Source organism: Pseudomonas sp. GW822-FHT06D10, from assembly GCF_058799535.1.
The window spans coordinates 771,496-793,532 of record NZ_JBXALN010000002.1 but is presented as its reverse complement, the minus strand read 5'-3'; the positions used below and the strand labels follow the sequence as shown (position 1 = coordinate 793,532).

The 22,037-nt window shown below is 65.7% G+C and carries 19 protein-coding genes and 1 tRNA gene; 12 read left to right on the top strand and 8 right to left on the bottom strand.

What is annotated here, in order from left to right:
* Positions 1-80 precede the first annotated feature (80 nt).
* A tRNA-Gly gene (locus AC1RL5_RS09215) sits at positions 81-154 on the top strand.
* A 106-nt stretch (positions 155-260) separates the two neighbouring features.
* Here AC1RL5_RS09215 and AC1RL5_RS09210 read toward each other — a convergent pair.
* On the bottom strand, positions 261-689 hold the full coding sequence (locus AC1RL5_RS09210) for an SMI1/KNR4 family protein (protein ID WP_072451057.1): 429 nt from the start codon (positions 687-689) through the stop codon (positions 261-263).
* A gap of 272 nt (positions 690-961) precedes the next feature.
* Here AC1RL5_RS09210 and AC1RL5_RS09205 point away from each other — a divergent pair, with 272 nt between their 5' ends.
* Positions 962-1,690 carry a class I SAM-dependent methyltransferase gene (locus AC1RL5_RS09205; protein ID WP_207239867.1) on the top strand — a complete coding sequence of 243 codons (729 nt, stop codon included), beginning with the start codon at positions 962-964 and terminating at the stop codon, positions 1,688-1,690.
* Positions 1,691-1,767: 77 nt separating this feature from the next.
* On the opposite strand, the gene AC1RL5_RS09200 is transcribed toward AC1RL5_RS09205, so the two are convergent.
* The gene (locus AC1RL5_RS09200; protein WP_019094829.1) at positions 1,768-3,543 is read right to left on the bottom strand and encodes a sensor domain-containing diguanylate cyclase; all 1,776 of its coding nucleotides are present in this window, start codon (positions 3,541-3,543) and stop codon (positions 1,768-1,770) included.
* Positions 3,544-3,917: 374 nt separating this feature from the next.
* Here AC1RL5_RS09200 and AC1RL5_RS09195 point away from each other — a divergent pair, with 374 nt between their 5' ends.
* From AC1RL5_RS09195 to AC1RL5_RS09180, 4 genes are all read left to right on the top strand, one after another.
* The gene (locus tag AC1RL5_RS09195; protein ID WP_492589257.1) at positions 3,918-5,453 is read left to right on the top strand and encodes a DUF1800 domain-containing protein; all 1,536 of its coding nucleotides are present in this window, start codon (positions 3,918-3,920) and stop codon (positions 5,451-5,453) included.
* Positions 5,454-5,480: 27 nt separating this feature from the next.
* A complete protein-coding gene (locus AC1RL5_RS09190; protein WP_207239865.1) occupies positions 5,481-6,668 on the top strand; it encodes a DUF1501 domain-containing protein in 1,188 nt (395 codons plus the stop codon).
* Positions 6,669-7,143: 475 nt separating this feature from the next.
* Positions 7,144-7,431 carry a hypothetical protein gene (locus tag AC1RL5_RS09185; RefSeq protein WP_015634499.1) on the top strand — a complete coding sequence of 96 codons (288 nt, stop codon included), beginning with the start codon at positions 7,144-7,146 and terminating at the stop codon, positions 7,429-7,431.
* A gap of 217 nt (positions 7,432-7,648) precedes the next feature.
* Positions 7,649-8,023, top strand: a complete 375-nt coding sequence (locus AC1RL5_RS09180; RefSeq protein WP_015634498.1) for a hypothetical protein — start codon at positions 7,649-7,651, stop codon at positions 8,021-8,023.
* A 58-nt stretch (positions 8,024-8,081) separates the two neighbouring features.
* Here AC1RL5_RS09180 and AC1RL5_RS09175 read toward each other — a convergent pair whose 3' ends face one another.
* Complete coding sequence (locus AC1RL5_RS09175) at positions 8,082-8,618, bottom strand: GNAT family N-acetyltransferase (RefSeq protein ID WP_492589256.1); 537 nt, start codon at positions 8,616-8,618, stop codon at positions 8,082-8,084.
* Positions 8,619-8,849: 231 nt separating this feature from the next.
* On the opposite strand from AC1RL5_RS09175, the gene AC1RL5_RS09170 reads away from it, so the two are divergent.
* The gene (locus tag AC1RL5_RS09170) at positions 8,850-11,006 is read left to right on the top strand and encodes a TonB-dependent receptor (RefSeq protein ID WP_492589255.1); all 2,157 of its coding nucleotides are present in this window, start codon (positions 8,850-8,852) and stop codon (positions 11,004-11,006) included.
* Positions 11,007-11,080: 74 nt separating this feature from the next.
* Here the strand turns inward: AC1RL5_RS09170 and AC1RL5_RS09165 are convergent, their stop codons facing one another.
* The 4 genes from AC1RL5_RS09165 to AC1RL5_RS09150 form a co-directional block, all read right to left on the bottom strand.
* A complete protein-coding gene (locus AC1RL5_RS09165) occupies positions 11,081-12,091 on the bottom strand; it encodes an Ldh family oxidoreductase (RefSeq protein WP_053149530.1) in 1,011 nt (336 codons plus the stop codon).
* A gap of 88 nt (positions 12,092-12,179) precedes the next feature.
* Complete coding sequence (locus AC1RL5_RS09160) at positions 12,180-13,766, bottom strand: aldehyde dehydrogenase (NADP(+)) (RefSeq protein ID WP_093404222.1); 1,587 nt, start codon at positions 13,764-13,766, stop codon at positions 12,180-12,182.
* A 32-nt stretch (positions 13,767-13,798) separates the two neighbouring features.
* Positions 13,799-15,370 carry an APC family permease gene (locus AC1RL5_RS09155; RefSeq protein ID WP_492589253.1) on the bottom strand — a complete coding sequence of 524 codons (1,572 nt, stop codon included), beginning with the start codon at positions 15,368-15,370 and terminating at the stop codon, positions 13,799-13,801.
* Positions 15,371-15,529: 159 nt separating this feature from the next.
* Positions 15,530-16,450, bottom strand: coding sequence for a dihydrodipicolinate synthase family protein (locus tag AC1RL5_RS09150; RefSeq protein WP_072451064.1), 921 nt, complete (start codon positions 16,448-16,450; stop codon positions 15,530-15,532).
* 276 nt (positions 16,451-16,726) lie between these two features.
* Between AC1RL5_RS09150 and AC1RL5_RS09145 the strand changes: the two genes are divergently transcribed.
* Genes AC1RL5_RS09145 through AC1RL5_RS09125 form a run of 5 tightly spaced genes read left to right on the top strand, consistent with a single transcriptional unit; the run spans position 16,727 to position 21,129 of the window.
* Positions 16,727-17,659, top strand: a complete 933-nt coding sequence (locus AC1RL5_RS09145; protein ID WP_072451065.1) for a 4-hydroxyproline epimerase — start codon at positions 16,727-16,729, stop codon at positions 17,657-17,659.
* Entirely contained in the window at positions 17,656-18,777 is a 1,122-nt protein-coding gene (locus AC1RL5_RS09140; protein ID WP_072451066.1) for an NAD(P)/FAD-dependent oxidoreductase, read from the top strand. Before AC1RL5_RS09145 ends, AC1RL5_RS09140 begins: the two co-directional genes overlap by 4 nt.
* Positions 18,774-19,007, top strand: a complete 234-nt coding sequence (locus tag AC1RL5_RS09135; RefSeq protein WP_041116425.1) for a 2Fe-2S iron-sulfur cluster-binding protein — start codon at positions 18,774-18,776, stop codon at positions 19,005-19,007. Before AC1RL5_RS09140 ends, AC1RL5_RS09135 begins: the two co-directional genes overlap by 4 nt.
* Positions 19,004-20,293 (top strand): FAD-dependent oxidoreductase, encoded by a 1,290-nt coding sequence (locus tag AC1RL5_RS09130; RefSeq protein ID WP_492589251.1) that lies wholly within the window; start codon positions 19,004-19,006, stop codon positions 20,291-20,293. The genes AC1RL5_RS09135 and AC1RL5_RS09130 overlap by 4 nt, the downstream gene beginning before the upstream one ends.
* A 59-nt stretch (positions 20,294-20,352) precedes the next feature.
* Complete coding sequence (locus tag AC1RL5_RS09125; protein WP_011059750.1) at positions 20,353-21,129, top strand: AraC family transcriptional regulator; 777 nt, start codon at positions 20,353-20,355, stop codon at positions 21,127-21,129.
* A gap of 7 nt (positions 21,130-21,136) precedes the next feature.
* On the opposite strand, the gene AC1RL5_RS09120 is transcribed toward AC1RL5_RS09125, so the two are convergent.
* A complete protein-coding gene (locus AC1RL5_RS09120) occupies positions 21,137-21,910 on the bottom strand; it encodes a GNAT family N-acetyltransferase (RefSeq protein WP_492589249.1) in 774 nt (257 codons plus the stop codon).
* Positions 21,911-22,037 lie beyond the last annotated feature (127 nt).

Below are 22,037 nucleotides of genomic sequence, written 5' to 3'. Positions count from 1 at the left end.
GTCAGCGGCGCGCAAGCACAAGTCAGCTAAAGAAAAACTTCAAATCCACGGCCACATCTGGTACAAAGTCAGCCGTTCGAGCGGGTGTCGTATAATGGCATTACTCCAGCTTCCCAAGCTGATAACGAGGGTTCGATTCCCTTCACCCGCTCCACTTCCCCAATCTGCGTGCCCACGCAGAAGCTCCAAGCAGTTTCCCAGTCGTTGAACTGCAGCGATCTCTCCCTCCAGACCTGACCATTCAAGCCCAAGCCTTGTGCCTATCCGGGCCGATCGGTGCTGGCCAGAAAAGCTGCATAGCCATCGGCAACCACGGACGTGGCGCCAGTCTCATGGGACCAGAGCACCACCACCGGCTCACCGGCCTCCCCCAGCACGGCGTAATCGAAGCAGTAGTAGTCGCCCGTGCCGAACTGGGCGAACGGCAGCAGGCTGGAGAAACCCGCCGGCTCAGCGCAGACGTTGTCCTGACAGGCCCGCCAGCCGCCTTCGAAATGGCGGACTATCGACTCCCAGGTCTTGCGCGGATCCCGGGCATCGAAGACCGGAAACACCTCCAGCGCCCCCAGGGCCTTGCCGTTGTGCTCCAGCAACCAGCGCGCGAACGAGCAGGGCAAGGTACGCCCCAATGCCGTCTCTGCCGCGCGGATCGCCTCGATCGTCGTGCCTGTCACTCTCGCTTTGCCCATGATGCCTCTCTTGGGGTACGAATTCGGGGCCGGGGACACTCGGTGTTCCCGGCCGGCGATTGTGCCGATGAAGATCCTGGCGTGCAAAGCATCCGGCGATGGCCCGGCCCGCAAAACTGGCTAAGATATCCGACCTGTTTTGCTGCACCACCTGCCCGGCTATCGACGATACCTGCGTCGCGCCCTGCGAGGGAGAAGCCCCTCAGCCGTTTCAACTGCATGACATTCCCTGCCCACCAGGGCTGCACACGAACCTGAAAGAGCCTCCCCACATGACTCAGAACATCTACGACGACCCGATTTTTTTCCAGGCCTACAGCCAGATGGGCCGCTCCCTCGGCGGCCTCGACGCCGCGCCGGAATGGCCGGCCCTGCAAGCCCTGCTGCCACCGATGAACGGCCTGCGGGTGCTGGACCTGGGCTGCGGCTATGGCTGGTTCAGCCGCTGGGCCAGCGAGCACGGTGCCCGCCAGGTAGTGGGCCTGGACGTTTCGCAGAAGATGCTGGCCACCGCCCGCGCCACGACCTCGGCACCCAACGTGCAGTATCAGCAAGAGGACCTGGAGCGACTGCGCCTGCCCGCCTGCAGCTTCGACCTGGTCTATAGCTCACTGGCCCTGCACTACATCAAGGATTTGCCCGGCCTGTTCGCCCAGGTCTATGCGGCCCTGGTACCGGGGGCGCGCCTGGTGTTCTCCATCGAGCACCCGATCTTCATGGCACCGCGCAACCCGGGCTGGCAGGTGGACGCGCAGGGCCGCCAGTCCTGGCCGGTGGACAGCTACCAGCAGGAAGGCGAGCGGGTGACCCACTGGCTGGCCGAAGGGGTGATCAAGCAGCACCGTACCCTGGGCACGCTGCTCAACACGCTGATCGATACCGGCTTCAACCTGCGCCATGTGCAGGAGTGGGGCCCCACGGCGCAGCAGGTCGAGGACCTTCCGGCGCTGGCAGAGGAGCGGGAGCGGCCGATGCTGTTGCTGGTGTCAGCGCAGCGGTGAGGAGGTGCGGCGCCCTTGAAACGGCAGCTCGGTCGCAGCCTGCGGCCGCGGCTGCAGAAGAACATCTGTAGCCGCAGTCAGTAGCCTTGCTGGAGTGGAAAGCGCTGGGCCGCGCTGCGGGCCAGGAATTTTTCCTGGACCATGGGCCGGGCCAGGAAATAACCCTGGGCCTCATCGCAGCCGAAGGTGCGCAGCATCTGCAGGCACTTGAAGCTTTCAATGCCCTCGGCCACGGTGCGGTAGCCCAGTTCCCGGGCCAGGGCGATGACCGAGCGGGTGATCTTCTGGTGCTGGGCACTGCTCTCAAGGTCGGTGACCATGGATTTGTCGAGCTTCACCACGTTGGCCGGAATCTGATGCAGATAGGCGAAGTTACTGTAGCCGGTACCGAAATCGTCGATGGCCACATCCATGCCCAGGGCGCGGATCTTGCTCAACTGGTCCAGCACCCGCGGGTTGGAACGCAACCAGGCACCCTCGGTGATTTCCACTTCCAGGCGATGGGGTTCGATGCCGTGGCGGCGACAGGCCGCCTTGAGCACATCAGCGATGTCCTGGTCCTCGAAATCCTGGGGCGAGAGGTTGATCGACAGGCGCTGCACTTCATCGTCGCTCCAGGCTTGCAGCTTGCCGAGCACCGCATTGATCACCCAATGGGTTACGCGGTGGATCAACGCATTGCGCTCCATCACCGGAATGAACTCCGCCGGTGAGATCGGCCCCAGCCAGGGGTGATCCCAGCGGATCAGCGCCTCGGCGCTGACCTGGGCGCCGTCGGGCAGGGCGAAACGCGGTTGGAACATCAGGTAGATCTGCCCACTGTCCAGGGCTTCGCTGATATCCGAGGCCAGATTGAAGGCTCGCCGGTAGGCCTGGTCCCGCACCACGTCGTAAGGCGCCCAGGTGCTGCGGTTGAGGGTCGCCAGTTCCAGGGCGAACATGGCCTTGCGCAACACGTCGGGCACGGCGTCGCGATCCGTGGAGAACTCCACCGTGCCCGCGCACACCCCGGGAATCATCGGCAGTTCCAGCCCTGGCGGCTGACGCCGCAGGCGCCGCACCAGGCCTTCCAGGAAGCGCTCGATCCCGGGAGCCGCCGGCAGCAGGAAGCCGAAGCGCTTGACCGATACGTGATACACCCGCACATGGCGCCCCAGGTAGGCGAGCAGTTGCTGGGCCAGGAACCGCACGATGGTCTCGAACGGCGCCAGGCCCATGGCCAGGGTCAGCTCGTGGGCCACGGTCATGTCCACCGCGTCCACCAGCACCAGCACGCGCCGTTCTCCCGGGTTCTCATCCGCCAGGTCGTACAGGTCGCTCTGAAATTGCTCACGGTTGGGCAGCCTGCTCACCGGGTCGCGCCGGGTCAGGCGCTGACGCTGCTCCACCTGCTCCATCACCAGGGATGCCAGGTCGCGCAGTTGCTGACGCTCGGCAGCGTTCAGGCGCTGGGGCTGGCGATCGATGACGCACAGGCTGCCGATCGCATGCCCCGTGGAGGTAATCAGCGGCGCGCCGGCATAAAAACCGATGCCCGGGTCTTGGGTCACCAGGGGGTTGGCGTGGAAACGCACATCCTGGCGGGCGTTTTCCACCTCGAATACATCGCCGGACTTGATGGTATAGGCGCAGAACGATTGCTCGATGGGGGTCTGCTCGGGCGCAAAGCCCACCCGCGACTTGAACCACTGCCGATCACGGTCCACCAGAGTGATCAGGGCCGTGGGCACCTTGAAGTACTCTGCGGCCAGCCGGCAGATGCGGTCAAAACGCTCGCACCGGGCCGTATCCAGCAGTTCCAGGGCATACAGGGCAGCCAGGCGCTGCTCCTCGGCCAGCGCCTTATCGGGCATATTGCGCCTCGGGCAGGATCAACACACTCATCACCAATCTATCTCACCAACGCAGGGATGGAACGACACCCGGAAACCGGGTCGGGCCTTGAAGTAGTGGCACTACGACATCCATCGACAGCATGACGCAGTGACTAGTGCTTGCCAATTCCATCCGTCGGACGAACGGTCGACGGCAAGCCCCCCAACCCTGCGTTGAAACACTTGTCCTAGAGCATTGCCGACTGAAAGCCGGAACAACCCTCTGATAGCCTGCGACGCTATACCGCTGTGCTGCCCAGGGAGCCGGGACAGGCTTCACGCCCTGCCCTGAACCTGGCAACGGACGGCGAAAATCCCATCGGCCGCGACCTCTCACTTCGGACCAACCGCCCATGCCAAGGCTTTCCCCGTTGCCCCGCTGCCTGTACCTGTCGACTGCCCTGGCTGTGCTGCTGCCAATCCTGGCCGACGCCGCACAACCTCAAGCGCCCAGTGCCGCCGACATCGCCTGGCTGCGGCGTGACGGCTTCGACCTGGACGCGGCGCAACTCCAGCGCCTGCACACCCTGGGGCGCAATGAGCTGCTGAGGGCGCAACTGGACGATCGCCTGCACGATCCGTTGCCACCGGTCATCGACACCCTGCTGCGCAGTTATCCGGCCCTGAACGATTCACCCCGCTCCCTGCTGGAGGAGTTCCGGCAGCGCCAGGAACAGATCAAGGCAATGCCCGAGGGCGAAGCGCGCAACCAGGCGCAAAAAGACCTGCGCCAGTACGCCGCCCAACTGGCTGAACAGACCCAGTCCAGTGTGCTGTTGCAAGCTGTCTACGGCCCCAACCAGCTCAAGGAACAACTGGTGCTGTTCTGGCTCAACCATTTCAGCGTGTTCCAGGGCAAGGGCAGGGTGCGGCTGCTGACCGCCGACTACCTTGAAAACACCCTCCGCCCCCACGCCCTGGGCAAGTTCAAGGACCTGCTGCTGGCCACCCTGCAAAGCCCGGCCATGCTCGAATACCTGGACAACAGCAGCAACGCCAGGGGCAAGGTCAACGAGAACTACGCCCGTGAACTGATGGAACTGCACAGCCTGGGCGTCGACGCCGGCTACAGCCAGGAAGACGTGCAACAGCTGGCGCTGATCCTCACCGGAGCCGGGCTGGTGCCCCTGGACGGTCGCGAGCAGCACTTTCCCCGCAACCTGCAGCCCCTGGTGGTGCAACAGGGCCTGTTCCAGTTCAACCCCAAACGTCACGACTTCAGCGACAAGCACCTGCTGGGCCATACCATCAAGGGCAGCGGGTATGACGAGATCACCCAGGCCGTGGACCTCATCACCCGGCAACCGGCCTGCGCGCGGTTCATCTCGCGCAAGCTGGCCCAGTACTTCGTCGCGGACGAGCCGCCAGCGCTGGTGGCGCGCATGGCCAAGAGCTTCAGTGACAGCGATGGCGACATCGCCCAGGTCATGGCCACCCTGATGCAATCGCCGGAGCTGCTGCGCGCGGCCGGCAGGAAATTCAAGGACCCGCAACAGTTCGTGGTCTCGGCGCTGCGCCTGACCTATGACGGCAAGCCCCTGGCCAACCCGCGACCACTGCTCAACTGGCTGAATCAGATGGGCCAGCCGCTGTTCGGGCGCATCACTCCCGACGGCTGGCCGCTGGTAGCCAGTGACTGGTCGAGTTCCGGGCAGATGGCCAAGCGCTTTGAAATCGCCCGGGCCATGGGCTCGGGCAACAACCGGCTGTTCACCGCCGAGGGCAGCCAGGTCCCGGGGCCGGGGTTTCCCATGATCACCACGCCGATGTATTACCAGGCGATCGCCCCCTACCTCTCCAGCACCACCCGCAACGCCCTGGAGCAGGCCGTTTCCCCCCAGGAATGGAACACCTTCCTGCTGTCCTCGCCGGATTTCAACAATCGCTGAGAGCGCCCTACCTGACCAGGAGCCGTCATGAATCGTCGCCAATTGTTGATCGCAGCCGCCGCCCTGCCCAGCCTCACGTTTTGTGCCCGGCTGTTCGCCGCACCGGCCTCGGCGCCGCGCACCCTGCTGGTGTTCCTGCGCGGCGGCTATGACTGCAACAACCTGCTGGTGCCCTACAGCAGCGACTTCTACTACGAGTCGCGCCCGACCCTGGCGATAGCCCGGCCCGAGGGGCACAACCCGCAGAGCGCCATCGCGCTGGACAGCCACTGGGGCCTGAACCCGGTGCTGCGCGATTCGCTGTACCCGCTGTGGCAGCGCCAGGAACTCGCCTTCGTGCCTTTTGCCGGCACCGACGACCTGTCCCGCAGCCACTTCCAGACCCAGGACACTATCGAGGCCGGCCAGCCGAGCCAGCAGCACCGGCGCTACGACTCGGGGTTCCTCGCACGCCTGGCGCGGCAGGTGCCCGACAGCGCGCCTATCGCCTTTACCGACGCCCTGCCCCTGAGCTTCCAGGGCGGCCAGGAGATTCCCAACCTGTCCTTGCGCAGCGCCGGCAAGACGCCCTTCGATGAGCGCCAGGCAGCGATTCTGGCCTCCATGTACCAGCACACGCCCTATGCCGCCGCGGCCAGCGATGGACTGGCCCTGCGCCAGAAGGTCTCCCGGGACCTGCAGCAAGAGATGCTCGCAGCCAATCGCGGGGCGGCCAATGCACAGAGCTTCGCCGCCCAGACCCGGCGCATGGCCGGCCTGATGCGCGAGCAGTATCGCCTGGGCTTCGTCGATGTCGGCGGCTGGGATACCCACGTCAACCAGGGCAGCACACAGGGCCAGTTGGCCAGCAACCTGGCCAACCTCGGGCAAGGGCTGGCGGCCTATGCCGAGGCCATGGACGAGCACTGGAAGGACAGCCTGGTGGTCGTGGTCTCCGAATTCGGCCGGACCTTTCGCGAGAACGGCGCCCGGGGCACCGACCACGGCCATGGCACGGTGTACTGGGTGTTGGGCGGCAGCATTCGCGGCGGGCGCCTGGCCGGCGAGCAAGTGACGGTGAACGCGCAAAGCCTGCTGCAGAACCGCGACTACCCGGTGCTCAACAACTACCGGGATCTGCTCGGCGGCCTACTGGGCGCTACCTGGGGGCTTTCCCGCGCTCAGGTGCAGGCGGTGTTCCCCGGTTCCCGGCCCGCGACCCTGGGCCTGGTCTGATGCCGTTGCTGAAACGCCCGGATGCAGGCAAAAAAAGAGCGATCCCAGGGTCTGTACGAAAACTCGCCGAGCAAAGATCAGGCAAGGCAAAAACAGGCGAGGAAGCGGAGTTTAGGAACCTAAATGAGCATTCCGAGCCTGTTTTTAACGCAGTCTGATCGAAGCGCAGGTAGTTTTCGTACAGAGCCAACGATCGCTCTGCGGTTCGCAAACGGATGCACCGGGCCATTCACCCCGGCAGACTCTTGGCAACCTGCCGTGAATCCGCTTGAAACCATTTGCCCCCTGTCACCGCCCGGCTCCTGCCCGGCGTGCCGATATTTTTACCAGTGCGCAACTGTCTGCTTGCTGAACCTGAAGCCAATCCCGCCATCGATGCTGTCCCCCTCCTGCCCGGGCGCTTGCCAAGCCGGGGAAAAACCTGAAGCATTCGCAGCCCGCGCCCCTGGCGCCCCCCCACGGAAGGAGCCGTGCCTTGAAAACACTGCTGTTGCTGCTCTCCCTCATCCTGCTGATGGTGCTCAACCTCGGTTACTACACCGAGCTTGAAGAGGCTGAAACCCATACCCGCTGGTTTATCAAGACATCCCCGACCCTGCGCCTGGAATTCTTCAACATCCACGCCAATGACGGCGACTACCGGCGCGTGGAAAAACTCACCGATGAACAGCGCCAGATGATCATCGACTATTGCAAATACCGCCTGGGCATCGACACCCAGGTCACCACCCAGGCCGATGTGGAGCGTTGCGCCAAGCTCTAGGGCCGCCCTGCCCCCCTCTCTCCCAGCCTCTGACCAGGGCTACGACCGCGCTAAACAGCCCTGATGCGGTGCTCATTGGCCCCTGGGGGCCGGAGCACCTGCGCCCGACACGGCTCCCAAAGTGCTATGGTGGCCGGCTGCCCTGCGTGCCAGGGCTCACTGGAGGAGCAATACGCTGAGCGCGTGGTCGCCACCTTGAGGAGGTCACTGAAGAGATATGTGTAACGCAAAAGATATCTATACCGCGGGTTGGGTCCTGGTGGTCATGGCCGGGCTGGTGTCCCTGGCGATCCAGGTCTACCTGGGCTATTTCAGGCTTGATGACATGGTCAAGCACCTGTCGCGCTGCCGGGTCATTGCCATCCGCATGCCACTCCTGGGCAAGGACCCCCTTAGCCGTTTCTTCATGCTGCTGTGCATCGGCGCACTGTTCGCCATGCCCCACCTGTTCCTGCGCAACGGCGGCCTGAACGTGAAGGACTACAGGAAATTCCCCCTGGGCCTGAAGTGGCTGATCAATCTGTTCCAGTTCGCGGCCCTGGTAGCCGTCATTGCCTTCCTGGTGCTGTGGTGGGTCAGCCGCCACCTCTGACGGCAGGCATGGACCATACGGGGCGCCGCCAACGGCGCCCCACGCGTGCCCCCCCGCCTCAGCCAGCCGACCGTTGCTGGCAAAAATCCTCACGGGTCATTGCAAAGAAGCGGCAGGGCAAGCCTTCGAAATCGGCATTGTGGGTGAAGCGAAAACCGACCTTGCGCGCCACCGCCAACGACGCCTCGTTGTCGACATGGGCATCGGCGACTATGCGCTGCACCGCCGGGTCGGCAAACGCATGCTCGACGATCCGCCGCGCGGCCTCGCTGGCAAAACCCCGCCCCCAGGCCCGCCGCACCAGGCGCCAGCCCATTTCCAGCTCGGGCCCCACAGCATCGAAGGGAATGAAGGAAACCCAGCCCAGCAACTCATCCGGCGCGTCCTTGGCGAAGATCGCCCAATACCCGCAGCGCGGGCCGAAATCCTGGGTCATGCGCCCCTGTAAAAAGTCCCTGTGCCACTGCCCGCCATCCCAGGTCCCGGGGATGAAGCGCGTGACTTCGGGATCCTGATCCATACCCAGGCACGCCCGGAAGTGCTCAAGGGTACGGGGGCGCAGCAACAGGCGGGCGGTTTCGAAATGCAGGTTCATCCGTGAGTTTCCTGAAAGGGGGCGCTCATGAAACCGCAACGCCGGAAAAAAAAGAACCCTCCGGTTCAGCAACAGGCCACGGCCCCTTGGTAGCGGTCCTGAGGAGGGCCCGGCTATCGCGCATACAACGACGCATACACTTTTCGACATGATTGTTCAGATAGTTCTGATTGAATGATATTAATTCGCAGATGAGAATCCATTCCAAATAAAACGGAGGCTCTATCTGAAATGTCCAGTCCTGCCCGCCCACACCCATGGAAGTTGTGGTCCACATCCCTCGGTTTGATGGCCCTTAGCGAAGCCAGCCTCGGCGCCACCGAGCAATCCACCGAACGCCCGTCCGACCCGGCATCCGTCACCCTCGGCACCACCCACGTCAAGGGCGAACACAAGCCGGGATACAAGCGCGAAACATCGGATTCGGTGAAGTTCACCGCACCGCTGCGCGAAACCCCGAAGTCGGTGACCATCATCACCGAATCCCTGATGCAGGAGCGTGCGGTGTCGACCCTGGCCGATGCCCTGCGCACCACGCCGGGAATCACCTTCGGCGCGGGCGAAGGCGGCACACCGCTGGGCGACCGGCCCTTCATCCGTGGTTTCGAAGCCAGCACCGACATCATGATCGACGGCATTCGCGATGTCGGGCGCATGACCCACGAAGCCTTCAACGTCGAGCAGATCGAGATCGTCAAGGGCCCGGGCTCGGCCTACGCGGGGCGCGGTTCCACCGGCGGCACCATCAACCTGGTCAGCAAAGTGCCGCAGCAGGAAACCTTCGCCGCCGGCAGCCTGACCCTGGGCACCGATCAACTGCGCCGCACCACCGTCGACCTCAACCAGTACCTGCCCGAACAGAACATGGCGCTGCGCCTGAACGCCATGAAACATGAAGCCGATACCCCCGGGCGCGACGATGTGGAAGTTACCCGCTGGGGCCTGGCGCCGAGCTTTTCCTTCGGCCTGAACACCGATACCCGCGGCACCCTCAGCTACTACCACATGCAGAGCGACGACATTCCCGACCAGGGTGTTCCGGTATCGGCCATCAGCGGCAAGCCGGTCAAGGTCGACCGGGACAATTTCTACGGCTTCAGCAAACGCGACTTCCGCAAGACCTCGGCCGATCTGTTCACCCTGCAACTGGAACACGACTTCAATGACCACCTGACCCTGCGCAACACCACACGCCAGGGGCGCAGCATGCAGGACTACATCATGAGCCGGCCGATTGCGACACCGGCCCAGGAGCGCAACAACCTCGCACAACGCACCGCTCGCCCACGTAACGTGGTCAATACCTCGCTGATCAACCAGACCGATATTTTCGGCAAGTTCGACACTGGCTCCATCGGCCACAGCTACAGCGCCGGCCTGGAATTCTCCCGGGAACGGATCGACGAGAAAAACCGCTATGGCAGCGCGGGCAGCGCCGACCTCGGTGACCTGAACCACCCTAACCCCAAGGATCCCTACACCCCGGTGCCACGCGGCGATGGCCAGCATCGCGTCACCAAGCACAACAACCGCGCCCTGTACGTGATGGACACCATGGCCCTGCATGAACAGTGGGACCTGAACCTGGGGGCACGCTTCGACAACTACCACGTGCGCGATGACGCCCAGAGCAACCGCAGCAACCTCTGGACCTACCAGAGCGGCATCGTCTTCAAGCCGCTGCCGTACGGCAGCATCTACCTGTCCTACGGCACCTCGTTCAACCCATCGGGGGAAACCGCCGGGCAATCCGGGGGGGCCGACGGCGCCGCGGGCGGGCGGTTGAGCAACCTGGATCCGGAAAAGAGCCGCAGCATCGAGCTGGGCACCAAGTGGGACCTGCTGAACGAACGACTGTCCCTGACCGCGGCCCTGTTCAAGACCGAGAAGACCAACGCCCGGACCTACGACCCGATCAGCAACGAGGTCACGCTGGACGGCGACGTCGAGGTGAAGGGGTTTGAAGTGGGAGCCACCGGCCATCTCACCGAGCAGTGGGAAGTGATGGCGGGCTACACCTACCTGGATGCCAAGACGGTCAAGTATGCATCCGGAAAAAACACCAACTTCGATGGCAACCAGGCCAAGTTCATCGCCCCCAACAGCGGCTCGGTCTGGACCACCTACGCCCTCACCGACCGCTGGAAGGTCGGCGGCGGCGCCAACTATGTGGACAAGCGCTATACCAACGATGAAAACACCCGCAGCCTCGATTCCTACTGGCGCTACGACGCCATGCTCGCCTACCGGGTGAACAAGAACCTGGACCTGCAACTCAACGTGCTCAACCTCACCGACGAGACTTACTACGACGCCTCCCACGTGGGGATGTTCGCCACCGTCGCGCCGGGGCGCTCCGCCGAGCTGGCGGCCAACGTACGCTTCTGATGCCGTAAACATCCTTTCGCCGGCAAGCCGGCTCCTGCACTCATCCGCAGGAGCCGTCTGCCGGCGAACAGGCCTCAGAGCAACCCGCGAATATCCTCCAGCAGCCCTCGGGGAATCTGCACTCCGTGCTCCAGGCTGCGGGCCCGGGCCGCAAAACGCCGCTGTGACGGCAGCCGTGCGCCCTGCCGGGCAATCGCCGCGAACAACCCTTCCGCCCGTTCCAGCCCCTGCTCATAGCCCTCCCCCAAAAACACCCTGGGATCGAACGCCAGCACCAGTTCCCCATGGCAGGGCGTAGCCCCCACGCCTCCATCGAAGGCCATGGACTCGGCACTGGTCAGGTCGCCGATCAGGGCACCGGCCAGCAACTCGATCATCGCCGCCAGGGCCGAGCCCTTGTGCCCGCCGAACGTCTGCATGGCGCCCTGCAATGCCGCCTTGGCATCAGTGGTGGGCTGGCCATCGGCGTCGATGGCCCAGTGCTCGGGAATCGGCTTGCCCTGGCGCGCATGCAGTTCGATATCCCCCCGGGCAATGGCACTGGTGGCGAAGTCAAAGACAAAAGGCTGGCCCCCCGGGCGCGGCCAGGCAAAGGCCAGGGGGTTGGTGCCGAACACCGGATGACGCCCGCCCGCCGGGGCCACCCAGCTATGGCTGGGGTTCATCGCCATCCCCACCAGGCCGTAGTCGGCAATCGCCTCGACCTCCGGCCACAGCGCGGAAAAGTGGAAGCAGCGCTTGATCACCATGGCGGCGATCCCCTGGCTGCGGGCCTTTTCCGCAAGGATCGGCAAACCGGTATGAAAACCCAGCAGGGAGTAGCCGTAATGGGCATCCACCTCCAGTACCCCGGGAGAAACATGCCGCAGGCTCGGTTCGGCCCGGGGATCTATCCGGCCCTCGCGCACCGAACGTACGCAGCCCAGCAGACGATACACCCCATGGGAGTGGCACTCGTCACGCTGGCCCTGGGTGATGACTTCGGCGATCGCCCGGGCATGGGCGTCGGACAGGCCGTGGCGAGTGAGGACCTGATAGGACAGGGCACAGACTTCATCCAGTGACAGGGTGATGTATTCAGACATGCAGGAACCTCTATGGCAGGTGGGGAACGCTCCTGTGGGAGAGTTTGCGGATAGGTAAGGCAAGAAGGATGAGCAGGCGCGCCTCGGGTCAGCCCGGGCCCTGGCCGTCGAGCAACTGCGGCACCTGCAATGGATTGGCGCTGTGCAGTTCAGCCGGCAACAGCGACTCGGGCAGGTCCTGGTAGGACACCGGGCGCAGGAAGCGCTGGATCGCCAGGCTGCCCACTGAAGTGCTGCGGCTGTCGGAAGTGGCCGGGAACGGCCCGCCATGGACCATGGCATGGGCCACTTCGACACCGGTGCCGAAACCGTTGGCCAGCAGGCGCCCGGCCTTGCTCTCCAGCAGCGGCAGCAGCGCCCGCACCTGCGGCTGATCGCCCTCGCCCAGGTGAATGGCAATGGTCAGCTGGCCCTCCAGGCTGCGCAGTACCTGTTGCAGGACAGTCAAGTCGGCGCAGCGGACAATCAGCGAGGCCGGGCCAAAGATCTCCCCGCGCAACTCGGGGCACGCCATGAACGCCGCGGCCGAGGTGGCGAACAATGCCGCGCGCGCCTGCTGGCCCTGCCCTTCCGGGCCCTGGGCCGGGCCCTGGGCCAGGAGCTGCACCCGGGCATGCGCCGCGAGGCTGGCCACGCCTTGGCAGTAGCTGCGGTAAATGCCCGGCGTGAGCATGGTCTGCGCCGCCACGTGGCCGAGGGCCTCGGCGGCGACCCGCTCAAAACGCTGTAACGCCGGCCCATCGACGGCCAGGATCAACCCCGGGTTGGTGCAGAACTGCCCGGCGCCCTGGGTCAGCGAGGCGACAAACGCCGGGGCGATCTGCTCGCCGCGCTCCTCAAGGGCATGGGGCAGCAGCAGCACCGGATTGATCGAACTCATCTCCGCATACACCGGGATCGGCTCGGCGCGCGCCGCGGCGATCTGCATCAGGGCCATCCCGCCGCTGCGCGAGCCGGTGAAACCCACGGCCTTGATCCGCGAGTCCGCCACCAGCCCCTGGCCGATATCCCGGCCACTGTCGAACAACAGTGAAAACACCCCTTCGGGCATTCCCTGCTGCCGTGCCGCCCGGACGATGGCCTGGGCCACCAGCTCCGAGGTGCCGGGGTGGGCCGAGTGCGCCTTGACGATCACCGGGCAGCCCGCCGCCAGGGCCGATGCGGTATCGCCGCCGGCCACGGAAAAGGCCAAAGGAAAGTTCGACGCACCGAACACCGCCACCGGCCCCAGACCAATCTGCCGCAAGCGCAGGTCGACCCTGGGCAAAGGCTGGCGCCCGGGCTGCGCCGGGTCGATCCGCACCCCGAGAAACCCGCCCTTGCGCACCACCGCGGCAAACAGCCGCAACTGGCCAACGGTGCGCCCGCGCTCGCCTTCCAGGCGGGCACGGGGCAGGCCGGTTTCCAGCAGGCAACGCTCGATCAGTTCATCCCCCAGCTCAAGAATCTGGCTGGCGATACTCTCCAGAAACGCCGCCCGCCGCTCCAGCGGCAACAGCCGATAAGGCTCGAACGCCGCCTGGGCCAGGGCACAGGCACGCTCCAGGTCGGCCGGTGCGGCCCCGCCAAAAGCCGGTTGCAGCACCTCGCCGGTGGCCGCGTTCAGCCCATGGATATGCCCGTGAGTGCCTAAGCCGGCTTGCTGGCCGATCAGCATCTGTCCAGTAACAGTCATGGTTTGCCTCGTCTGCTTGAAAGTGGGCACCCTCATTCCACCTCATCGCCGTCCAGCACCAGCTTGGCGCCGGGCACGCCGGTGTTGGCGCCCCAGTAGTAGATACACAGGGCCATGAGGGTGACGGTCAGGGTGTCGAAGGGGTGAGCCAGGGCGCCGATGCCGCCGAAGCTGCCCAGGTAGGAAATGACGATGGTCAGGGCATAGAACGCGATCAGCCACAGGGACGAACGCACCTGTTCGCCAAGGCTCAAGTGATCGGTGGGCACCAGGCGCTTGCACAACAGGTAGATCACGAACATCAGGATCTGCAGCCCCAGCAGCCAGGACACCGTGCCCCAGCCCGACCAGTAGACGATCAGCGCCGCGATCACGAAGGACACCGGCCCCAGCAGGGCAAAACCACGCACACGGAACGGCCGCGCCAACTCCGGCGCGCTCTTGCGCAAGGCCGCGACACTGATGGGCGCCACTGCATAGCTCAGTACCAGGGCCGCCGAGACCACATTGATCAGGGCTTCCCAGGAAGGGAACGGCAAGGTCCAGAACACCGACAGGCCGAAGGTCAGCCACAGCGCCGGACGCGGAATGCCGGACTCTTCGTCGATGCGGGTGAAGATCTTGAAAAAGGTCCCGGTGCGGGCCCAGCCGTAGACCACCCGCGGCGTGGCGTTCATGTAGATGCTGCCGCAGCCGCTGGGGGAGATCACCGCGTCGGCCACCACCAGGTAGGCGAGCCAGCCGACCCCGAGCGTCAGGGCAATATCGCGGTACGGCAGAGAGAACTCCTTGCTGATGCCACTCCAGCCGTTGGCCAGCATTTCCGTGGGAATGCTGCCCAGGAAGGCCAGTTGCAGCAGGCCGTAGATCAGGGTCGAGAGCAGCACCGAAAGGATCAGGGCAATGGGAATGGTGCGCTGCGGATTGCGCACCTCGCTGGCCACGGAAATGATCGGGGTCAGCCCCAGGTAGGCAAAGATGATGCCCCCCGCCGAGACCGCCATCTCGATCCCCGAGAGACCGAACGGCGCAAAGCCCTGGACATGGAAGTTATCGGGCTTGAAGAAGGTGAACAGCACCCCGATCACCAGCAGCGGCACGATGAACTTGAACAGGCTGATGAAGTTGTTGGATTTGGCGAAGGTCTTGACGCTGTAGTAGTTGAGCCAGAAGAACAGGCACAACAGGGCGAACTGCACCAGCCAGCCGATGATCGTCGGGTTGCTCGAGCCCTCGTGGGTCAGCGCCGGGAACCAGGCCGCGGCGTACTGCCGGGCCGCCACCACTTCAATCGCCACCAGGCTGGAAAAGGCGATCAGGGTGATGAACCCCATCAGGTAGCCCAGCAGCGGCCCGTGGGAAAACACCGGATAGCGCACTACCCCGCCGGCCCGGGGCAGAGCTGCCCCCAGCTCGCAGTAGACGATGCCCAGCAGCAGTACGGCAAAGCCGCCCAGCAGCCAGGAAAAGATCCCCGCCGGCCCGGCAATCGCCGAAACGTGGCTGGCAGCGAACAGCCAGCCGGAACCGAAAATCGCACCCAGACCGATAAAGGTCAGGTCCACCAGAGAGAGTTGTTTCTTGAATTTGCCTTTGCCTGACATGGGGCTGCGCCTGTTTTGGATTATTGGAATGGGCAGATGGAATGTCACGTCGGCGGGGCCGTCCGACGCTTGCAGCACTGCACCCGGGCTGTGCCTTGTGGCTGCCCGGAGCTGTTGTTCGAAAGCGGGCGCCCTTCACCCTGGGCGCCCGTGAACGCCTTACAAGCCGACGTTGGGCAGGCTCGGGCGCGTGGCCAGGGCCTTGGCGACAATCGCCTTGACCTCGGCCAGGGTCTCGCCTTGCAGTGGCAAGCGCGGCGGCCGGGTAATGCACGAACCACGCCCTACCAGTTCCTCGCAGAGCTTGATGCACTGCACCAGGTCCGGACGGGCATCCAGGTGCAGCAGCGGCATGAACCAGCGGTACAGGGCCAGGGCTTCCTCGAAGCGCTTTTCCTTGGCCAGGCGGAACAGCGTCTCGCCCTCCTTGGGGAAGGCCACGGACATCCCGGAGACCCAGCCCTCGGCGCCCACTGCAACGCTTTCCACCACCACGTCATCAAGCCCGGCGAACAGCACGAAGCGGTCGCCGACGGCATTGCGCAGGTCGATGAAGCGCCGGGTATCGCCGGAGGAATCCTTGAAGCAGACGATGTTCTCGCAGTCCTGCAGGGCGATCAGTACGTCGGGGGTGACGTCGTTCTTGTAGATGGGCGGGTTGTTGTAGACCATCACCGGCAGGTCGGTGCCGGTGGCCACGGCGCGAAAATGCGCGGCGGTCTCATGGGGCTTGGCCGAGTACACCAGGGCGGGCATCACCATCACCCCGTCGGCCCCGGCCCTGGCGGCCTCGCGCACGGTGTTGCGGGCAAACTCGGTGGTGAATTCGGCCACCCCGGCAATCACCGGCACCCGGCCGCCGGCGGCGTCCTTGGCCACTTCGATCACCGCGAGTTTTTCCGCGGTGGTCAACGAGGTGTTCTCCCCCACGGTGCCGCACACCACCAGCCCCGAGACGCCATCGTCCACCAGGCTGCGCATGACCTTGTGGGTGGCTTGCAGGTTCAGGGAAAAATCGGCGTTGAACTGGGTGGTCACTGCGGGGAACACACCGCTCCACTGGATGGCTTTACGGCTCATGGTCTTGTCCTTGTATGAAGTCGGCCGGGCCGACAGGCGTTGGATACGAAATCCAGAGTCGCCTTTTATCCCCGTCGCAGCTTGAGACTTTTCACCCCCGAAGGAGACGAAATCGGCACACTTGCCCGGCGCTCGCGGCTCACCGGCGCGTTCCTCGCACACCGCCTCTACCGCCGAACGGACTGTGCCGATTTCGTCATCCACGACAGCGAAAACCCACAAGCGGCAGCGCCCCCGCCAAGGCCACTCTGTAGCTCTTTGCCCTCAGGTGCCCTCATGAAAAAAATAACCGTGATCGACTCCCACACCGGGGGTGAACCCACCCGCCTGGTCATCGACGGCTTTCCCGACCTGGGCCGCGGCTCCATGGCCGAACGCTTGCAGATCCTGGAGCGCGAGCACGACCAGTGGCGCCGGGCCTGCGTCCTCGAACCCAGGGGCAGCGACGTGCTGGTGGGGGCCCTGCTGTGCCAGCCGCAGGCCAGCGACGCCTGTGCCGGAGTGATCTTCTTCAACAACAGCGGCTACCTGGGCATGTGCGGCCACGGCACCATTGGCCTGGTGCGCTCGCTGTATCACCTGGGGCGCATCGACCAGGGCGTGCACCGTATCGAAACCCCGGTGGGCACCGTCGAGGCCACCCTGCACGAGGACCTGTCGGTGAGCGTGCGCAACGTCCCCGCCTACCGCTACCGCACCCAGGTGATGCTGCAACTGCCCGGCCACGGCAAGGTGCACGGCGACATCGCCTGGGGCGGCAACTGGTTCTTCCTGATCAGCGACCACGGCCAGCGCATTGCCCTGGACAATGTCGAAGCCCTGACCCACTACACCTGGGGCGTGCGCCAGGCCCTCGAAGCCGCCGGCATCACCGGCGCCGAGGGCGGGGTCATCGACCACATCGAACTGTTCGCCGACGACCCTCAGGCCGACAGCCGCAACTTCGTGCTCTGCCCCGGCAAGGCCTACGACCGTTCGCCCTGCGGCACCGGCACCAGCGCCAAACTGGCGTGCCTGGCGGCGGACGGCAAGCTCGCCCCGGGCCAGGCCTGGCGCCAGGCCAGTGTCATCGGCAGCCAGTTCAGCGCCCACTATGAGAAGGTCGGCGAGCAACTGATTCCGATCCTTCGCGGCAGTGCCCACATCAGCGCCGAAGCCACTCTGCTGCTGGACGACAGCGATCCGTTCGCCTGGGGCATCGGCTCGTGACGCCGGTGGCCGAGGCCGAGGTGATAGTGGTGGGCGCTGGCATCATCGGTGCCGCCTGCGCCCATGAGCTGGCCCGGCGCGGCCTGCGGGTACAGGTGCTCGACGATGGTCGTGGCGGTGCCACCGGGGCCGGCATGGGCCATCTGGTGGTGATGGACGACAACCCGGCGGAACTGGCCTTGAGTCACTACTCCCTCGGCCTCTGGCGGCAGCTGCGCGAACGCCTGCCCGAGGCCTGCGCCTACCGGAACTGCGGCACCTTGTGGCTGGCCGCCGACCACCACGAGAGGGACCTGGCGCGGACCAAGCAGCAGGCCCTGGCCGACCACGGCATCAGCGGCGAGCTGCTGGACAGCACCCGGCTGGCGAGCCTGGAACCGATGTTGCGCAAAGGCCTGGCCGGTGCGCTGAAGATCCCCGGCGACGCGATCCTCTACGCCCCGGCCACTGCCCACTGGCTGCTCGGCAACGCTTCGCTGATCAGGCGCCAGGCAGCCCGGGTGCGCAGCGTCGCCGGGGACCAGGTGGAGCTCGCCGACGGTCGCGTGCTGAGGGCACAACGGGTGCTGCTGGCCAACGGCTTCGCTGCCCGGGAACTGTTGCCGGCCCTGCCCCTGCGCCCGAAGAAGGGCCATCTGCTGATCAGCGACCGCTACCCGCAACAGGTCGGCCACCAACTGGTGGAGCTGGGTTACGCCGCCAGCGCCCACGCCAGCCACGGCACCTCGGTGGCGTTCAATGTCCAGCCGCGGCCCACCGGCCAGTTGCTGATCGGCTCGTCCCGACAGTTCGACACCCTCGATCCGGCCATCGAACCTAGCGTACTGGCGCCCATGCTGCGGCGCGCCGTGGACTACCTGCCGGCGCTCGCCGAGCTCAACGGCATCCGCGCCTGGACCGGCTTTCGCGCCGCCACGCCGGATGGCCTGCCAATCCTCGGCGAACACCCGCGGCAACCGGGCCTGTGGCTGGCGGTCGGGCACGAAGGCCTGGGAGTCACCACCGCCCCCGGCAGCGCGCGACTGCTGGTGGACCTGATGTTGGGCGAATGCCCGGCGCTCGACCCGCGCCCCTATCTGCCCGGGCGCTTCGCCGCCCTGACTGGAGACTTGCCATGATCATCTACCTGGACCAGCAGGCCCTGCAGGTGGCCAACGGCCTCAGCGTGGCCGCCGCCGTGGCCGGCAGTGCCGACCCGCGCACCCGCACCTCCTGCGGTGGCCAGCCGCGGACCGTGTTCTGCGGCATGGGCATCTGCCAGGAATGCCGGATGACCATCGATGGCCGCCGCCAGCTGGCCTGCCAGACCCTGTGCCGGGACGGCATGCAGGTGGAGCGCAGCCAATGACCGCCCGCCACCTGCAGTGCCAGATCCTCATCGTCGGCAGCGGCCCGGCGGGGCTGGCCGCCGCCCAGGCCGCCAGCCACAGCGCCAGCTCGATCCTGATCGTCGATGACAACCCGCGCCCCGGCGGCCAGATCTGGCGCCACGGCCCCCAGCATCCGCCCAGCGCCGCCCAGGCCGAGCACTTCAAGGTGCTGCAGCACCCGGCGGTGCGCTACCTCAGCGCCACCCGCATCATCTCGACCCTGGGCACCCACAGCCTGTTGCTCGAAGATGCCCGGCAGGCCTGGCACGTGGAATTCGAACAACTGATCCTATGCTGTGGCGCCCAGGAACTGCTGTTGCCCTTCCCCGGCTGGACCCTGCCCGGGGTGACCGGGGCCGGCGGCCTGCAAGCGCTGCTCAAGAACGGCCTGGCGGTGGCAGGAAAGACCCTGGTGATCGCCGGCAGCGGTCCCTTGCTGCTGGCCAGCGCCGCCACCGCGCGCCGCGCCGGCGGCCGAGTGGTGCGGGTGCTGGAACAGGCCCCGGCGGCCTCGTTGCTGGGCTTTGCCGCCCAGTTGTGGCGCTGGCCGAACAAGCTGGCCCAGGCCCTGAGCCTGGCCACCCCGAGCTATCGCTGCAACGCCCACGTGGTCGAGGCGCTGGGCGAGCAGCACCTGCAGGCCGTGCGCATCCGCCAGGGCCGGCGCACCCTGGAAATCCCCTGCGACTACCTGGCCTGCGGCTTCGGCCTGGTGCCCAATGTGCGCCTGGCCAGCCACCTGGGCTGCCGCCTGGAACAGGGCGCCATCGCGGTCGATCAGCAACAGCGCAGCAGCCTGCCCCAGGTCCTGGCCGCCGGCGAGTGCACGGGCATCGGTGGCAGCGAACTGGCGCTGATCGAAGGCCGGATCGCCGGCTGTGTGGCCAGCGGGCAGGCAGACCGGGTCGCCGAACTGATCCAGCAGCGCCGTCACTGGCAGCATTTTGCCGAGCGCCTGCTGCGGCATTTCGAGCTGCAACCGCAGGTCCTGCAACTGGCCCGAGCTGATACTCTGCTGTGCCGGTGCGAGGATGTGCCCTACGCCGCCGTGGCCGCAGCCCCCGACTGGGCCCAGGCCAAGCTGCAGAGCCGCTGCGGCATGGGCGCCTGTCAGGGCCGGATCTGTGCCAGCGCGGCCCACCGCCTGTTCGGCTGGGCGCCCACCCCGCCACGGGCACCCCTGGTGCCGGCGCGAATCGCCACGCTGCTGCTCGACAGCCAGCAGGCACGCCCCGGCGCCGACAATGCAACCGGCGGCCCCTGAACCCCTTGGCTTTATCGACCCAGATCCATCCCCCAAGCCCCCATAGAGAGAGGCAGACGATGATCGATGGCGCACAGCTGCACCACTTGCCCCGGGCCATCGCCGCCCATGCACCCCGGGACCTCAATGGCCTGCTGGCCAACATGGCGCCGATCACCCCGCTGCTGGACTGCATCCCCAGCGCGGTGTTCTTCATCAAGGACCTGCAGGCCCGCTACCGAGTGGCGAACCTGACCCTGGCCCAGCGCTGCGGTTTCAAGAATGTGCGGCCCCTGCTGGGCAAGACCTCCGCCGAGGTCTTCCCGGCGGTGCTCGGCCCGGTCTACACCGAGCAGGACCAGCGCGTGCTACGCCAGGGCATCACCATCAAGGGCCAGCTGGAACTGCATCTGTATGGCAGCCGCGAGCCCGGCTGGTGCCTGACCCACAAACTGCCGCTGTACGGGCGTGACGGGCAGATCATCGGCATGGCCGGGATCTCCCTGGACCTTCAGGCCGCCCATGACACCCATCCGGCCTATGAACGCCTGGCAGCGGTGGACCGGCATATCCGCGAGCACTACAGCGAGGCCATCCGCCTGGACGACCTGACCCGCATCGCCAGCCTGTCCACTGCCCAGCTGGAGCGCTACTGCAAGCGCATCTTCCACCTCACGCCACGGCAGATGATCCACAAGGTCCGCCTGGAACACGCTTCGCAGTTGCTGCTCACCGAAGAACCCATCACCGAGGTCGCGCTGCAATGCGGCTACACCGACCACAGCGCCTTCAGCCGCCAGTTCAAGGCCCTCACCGGGCTCAGCCCGCGCCAGTTCCGGCAGAACGCTGCCCGCTAGGGCGGGCTCATTCCTGGCAGAAGGCGCGGTAGTCGAACAGCGGTTCGAAGCCGGCCTTGCGGTAGATCGACAGGCCATCGAGGGAGGCCTCCAGCACGCAGGTCCTGGCGCCCCTGGCCCGGGCGAACGCCAGCACCGCTTGAATCAGCGCCGAGGCATAGCCCTGGCCCTGGCAATCCTGCACGGTGCCGATGTCATCCAGGCGCGCCAGCCCCGGCAGCAGCGAGAGAGTCAGGGCACTCACCGGGCGCTCCTCGACATATAGGGTGAAATGGCTCAGGGCCCGGCCCGCCGACAGCGCCGCCCGATGCCGGGCCAGGTACTGCTCGATCCCCCCCTCGCCGGACTCGAATGCACTCTGCACGGGCTGCGCCCAATCCTCCAGGCGCAGGTCGCTACAGCGCACCTGGGCCTGCGCCGCAAGCGCTTGCCGGGGCTCATGGCGCGTCAGATCGAGCACCATGCAGGTGGTCTTGTCCGCCGCCAGCAGATGCTGCTGGTGCAATTGCCCGCTGACCCGGGGCACCAGCGCCTCGGGCACCACCACACAGAACGGCATGCCCGTGCGCTGCAGGAACGCCACGCCTTCGGCCAACGCTCCCGGCTCGTCGACAGCGCAGACATTCATCATCAACAGGTTCAGGCTGCTGGCTTCGACCCCGGTGCAATAGGCACTCAGGCCACTGCCGAAACGTCGATAGAACTGGGAGATGGAAACGAAGAAGTAGTCTTGCGCCTGGTGATACAGGTCGATGACCGAAGCACCGGTACTCGCCGACATAAGCTGCCTCCTTGAGCGTCGTGGCGCCCCATGGGGCACCTGGCCCGGGCCACGTTAAGCCCAGTGCCCCGACAGCTCCAGCACAATCCTGTTTTATTGTGCGAAGGAGTGTTGTGAGGTGTAAGCG

Excerpts from the sequence above, each read along its gene's own strand:
- AC1RL5_RS09210 (WP_072451057.1), bottom strand. The coding sequence starts at position 689 with ATGGGCAAAGCGAGAGTGACAGGCACGACGATCGAGGCGATCCGCGCG.
- AC1RL5_RS09205 (WP_207239867.1), top strand. The coding sequence starts at position 962 with ATGACTCAGAACATCTACGACGACCCGATTTTTTTCCAGGCCTACAGC.
- AC1RL5_RS09200 (WP_019094829.1), bottom strand. The coding sequence starts at position 3,543 with ATGCCCGATAAGGCGCTGGCCGAGGAGCAGCGCCTGGCTGCCCTGTAT.
- AC1RL5_RS09195 (WP_492589257.1), top strand. The coding sequence starts at position 3,918 with ATGCCAAGGCTTTCCCCGTTGCCCCGCTGCCTGTACCTGTCGACTGCC.
- AC1RL5_RS09190 (WP_207239865.1), top strand. The coding sequence starts at position 5,481 with ATGAATCGTCGCCAATTGTTGATCGCAGCCGCCGCCCTGCCCAGCCTC.
- AC1RL5_RS09180 (WP_015634498.1), top strand. The coding sequence starts at position 7,649 with ATGTGTAACGCAAAAGATATCTATACCGCGGGTTGGGTCCTGGTGGTC.
- AC1RL5_RS09175 (WP_492589256.1), bottom strand. The coding sequence starts at position 8,618 with ATGAACCTGCATTTCGAAACCGCCCGCCTGTTGCTGCGCCCCCGTACC.
- AC1RL5_RS09170 (WP_492589255.1), top strand. The coding sequence starts at position 8,850 with ATGTCCAGTCCTGCCCGCCCACACCCATGGAAGTTGTGGTCCACATCC.
- AC1RL5_RS09165 (WP_053149530.1), bottom strand. The coding sequence starts at position 12,091 with ATGTCTGAATACATCACCCTGTCACTGGATGAAGTCTGTGCCCTGTCC.
- AC1RL5_RS09160 (WP_093404222.1), bottom strand. The coding sequence starts at position 13,766 with ATGACTGTTACTGGACAGATGCTGATCGGCCAGCAAGCCGGCTTAGGC.
- AC1RL5_RS09155 (WP_492589253.1), bottom strand. The coding sequence starts at position 15,370 with ATGTCAGGCAAAGGCAAATTCAAGAAACAACTCTCTCTGGTGGACCTG.
- AC1RL5_RS09150 (WP_072451064.1), bottom strand. The coding sequence starts at position 16,450 with ATGAGCCGTAAAGCCATCCAGTGGAGCGGTGTGTTCCCCGCAGTGACC.
- AC1RL5_RS09145 (WP_072451065.1), top strand. The coding sequence starts at position 16,727 with ATGAAAAAAATAACCGTGATCGACTCCCACACCGGGGGTGAACCCACC.
- AC1RL5_RS09135 (WP_041116425.1), top strand. The coding sequence starts at position 18,774 with ATGATCATCTACCTGGACCAGCAGGCCCTGCAGGTGGCCAACGGCCTC.
- AC1RL5_RS09130 (WP_492589251.1), top strand. The coding sequence starts at position 19,004 with ATGACCGCCCGCCACCTGCAGTGCCAGATCCTCATCGTCGGCAGCGGC.
- AC1RL5_RS09125 (WP_011059750.1), top strand. The coding sequence starts at position 20,353 with ATGATCGATGGCGCACAGCTGCACCACTTGCCCCGGGCCATCGCCGCC.
- AC1RL5_RS09120 (WP_492589249.1), bottom strand. The coding sequence starts at position 21,910 with ATGTCGGCGAGTACCGGTGCTTCGGTCATCGACCTGTATCACCAGGCG.